Annotated in this window: 1 pseudogene; it reads left to right on the forward strand. The window is 66.5% G+C overall.

The window, feature by feature from the left end:
- Window positions 1–157 precede the first annotated feature (157 nt).
- Window positions 158–1,608: pseudogene (locus ACWEVS_RS46280) on the forward strand (IS1182 family transposase); the annotation flags it as partial.

Raw genomic sequence — 1,608 nt, forward strand, 5'->3', positions numbered from 1 at the left:
GTTCAGTTCTGTCGTCACACACGGATCTTGGACACCCTCGCTGCATGTTCGCAGCCAGACTCGGAATCCTCAGCCCTTGGAATCAATCATCTAGAAGACCACTGAAGATCTTGCGTTGTGGCCTCGCCTCAGATGATGCGAGGCCAGACTGACTTGTGTGCAGGGTGAATGGGCTGGGGAACTGGTCGGGCCGGACGTGTGGCAGACCTGCCGGGAGCTGATCCCGTCAGGGAGTGTGTTCGCGTTCTTGGCTGAGCATCGTCAGGAGCTGTTTCCGGCAGCGATGTTCGCCGACCCTCGTCCAACGGGCGGCCGAGTATGCCGCCGCAGGCGCTGGCCGCGGCGCTGGTCCTGCAGGCCCTGTACGGGGTGTCGGACGTCGAAGCGGTCCAGGAGTTGCGCTGTGACCTGCGTTGGAAGGCCGCGTGCGGGCTGGGCTTGTATGACACCGCGTTCGATCCGTCGTTGCTGACCTACTTTCGCCGTCGTCTGGCCCGCTCGAGCGACCCGAACCGGATCTTCACCCGGGTCAAGCAGGTGGTCGCGGCCACTGGGGCGATCAAGGGCCGGCAGCGTCGTGCGTTGGATTCCACCGTGCTCGATGATGCGGTGGCCACCCAAGACACCATCACCCAAGTGGTCGCCGCGATCCGTCGGGTGATCCGTGAAGTCCCCGGCGCCGGCCAGGTCGCCGCCGTCTGCTGCACCGCCCACGACTACGCCGACCCGGGCAAGCCGCGTATCGCCTGGAACGATGAACAGGCACGGCAGGTATTGGTGGACGCGCTGGTCACCGATGCGATCGCTCTGCTGGCCCACCTGCCCCAGCAGCCGCTGGGTGACAAAGCGGCCGGCGCGGTCGCTCTGCTGGCTCTGGTGGCCTACCAAGATGTTGAACCAGCCGAGGACTCCGACGGCACCGACGGGCGGTGGCGTATCGCCCGGCGGCACCGTCCATGACCGGATCGTCTCCACTGTCGATCCCCAAGCGCGGCACGTGCACAAGAACCGTACCCAGCACCAGGACGGCTACAAGGCTCACCTGGCCGTCGAGCCCGAGAGCGGGATCTACACCGACGTCGCACTACGGCCTGGCAGCGGCGCCGCCCACCACGAAGCCGTCGTAGCCGAAGAGTTACTGGCCGGAGAGGAGGAGCCGGTCATCGTGTTGGGTGATGCCGCCTACGGCACCGGCCATGCTCGCCGGGCGTTACACGCCGCTGGCCACACCTTGATCATCAAGCCTCCGCCGCTGCGGCAGACCATTGCCGGCGGTTTCACCATCGACGACTTCCACATCGATACCGCCACCGGCATGGTGACCTGCCCGGCCGGACACACTGTTGTCCTGGGGCAGCCGCAATCCAGCGGCACCCGGGTCGCACAGTTCAAGAAGCGGTGTATGGGTTGTCCGCTGCGGGCCAGGTGCACCACCGCCAAGAGCGGGCGCAACCTCAATGTCCACCCGCATCACGCTTTGCTGACTGCTGCCCGGCGCCAGGCCGCCAGCGACCCGGCCTGGCAGGCCGATTATCGTCGCTGGCGCCCATCGGTCGAACGAGGGGTGGCCTGGTTGGTGGCCCGGGGCAACCGCCGCCTGCGCTACCT

This window comes from Nonomuraea sp. NPDC003754, from assembly GCF_053605785.1.